The sequence below is a fragment of the Oleiphilus sp. HI0066 genome (assembly GCF_001635725.1).
Window position 1 is genome coordinate 1 of the sequence record NZ_LWFH01000582.1, and the last position, 872, is coordinate 872.

Annotated in this window: 1 protein-coding gene; it reads right to left on the minus strand. The window is 50.3% G+C overall.

Annotated features, from left to right (window positions below; all coding sequences use genetic code 11):
- Nucleotides 1–22: 22 nt before the first annotated feature.
- On the minus strand, nucleotides 23–841 hold the full coding sequence (locus A3738_RS07735) for an SDR family oxidoreductase (RefSeq protein ID WP_068478133.1): 819 nt from the start codon (nucleotides 839–841) through the stop codon (nucleotides 23–25).
- Between the last annotated feature and the right edge of the window lie 31 nt (nucleotides 842–872).

Genomic DNA, 872 nt, shown 5'->3' on the forward strand with positions numbered 1-872 from the left:
CGCGCTGTCGTTGTTATGTTAATTATGGTTTCATGGTGTCGAGCATGCGCGACATCTTATCCATGACCGATGTCGCGCCAGTTTGACTCCATCCTCCGTCTACTGGGAGCACAATGCCTGAAATATACGAGGATTCTTCAGCGCATAGCATTCCAGCTGCATGGGCAATGTCGTGGACTTCACCAAGGCGTTTTAGCGGTACCGATTTTGCGACAGCAGCCTGTAAGTCGGGGGTTGGAGACAGGCGATCCATTCCTTCTGTGCCGGCGATCGGGCCAGGTACAATCGAATTGACGCGCACACCATCTTGCCCCCACTCCATACTTAGTGTTCGCGTCACCATGTCCACGCCTGCTTTGGCTGCACAAACATGTGCTTGATGAGCCATGGGAAGAAAGGCTTGCGGAGCAGAGATGTTAATCACGCTTGCGCCGGGTTTTTTGAGATAATTAAACCCAGCGCGCATAACGTGAAATGTACCTAGTAGGTCTATTTCAAGCACTGAGCGGATCGCATTAGGCGACATGTCGTTAACGCGAGCAGGGAAGTTTCCTGCTGCGCCTGAAATGAGGATATCAATGTCGCCACCTAAGAATTTACAAGCGCTTTCAAATCCGTCTTCAACTTGCTCGTAATCTCGGACGTCTAGTGTCACGCCGTTTGCAGAGGCGCCCAATGCTTTTAGTTCTGCGACTGCATTCGCAACTTTTTGTTCTTTGCGTGAGGCAACGACTACATTGGCTCCCCAGCGCGCGAAGCCGCTAGCTATTCCGAAGTTAATACCGCTCGTGCCGCCAACTACAAAGACGTTTTTTCCGGTGAAGTTAAATGTGGTACTCATTTTGTTTTCCTTTTCGGGTGTTGTCTCTTAA

Excerpts from the sequence above, each read along its gene's own strand:
- A3738_RS07735 (WP_068478133.1), bottom strand. The coding sequence starts at position 841 with ATGAGTACCACATTTAACTTCACCGGAAAAAACGTCTTTGTAGTTGGC.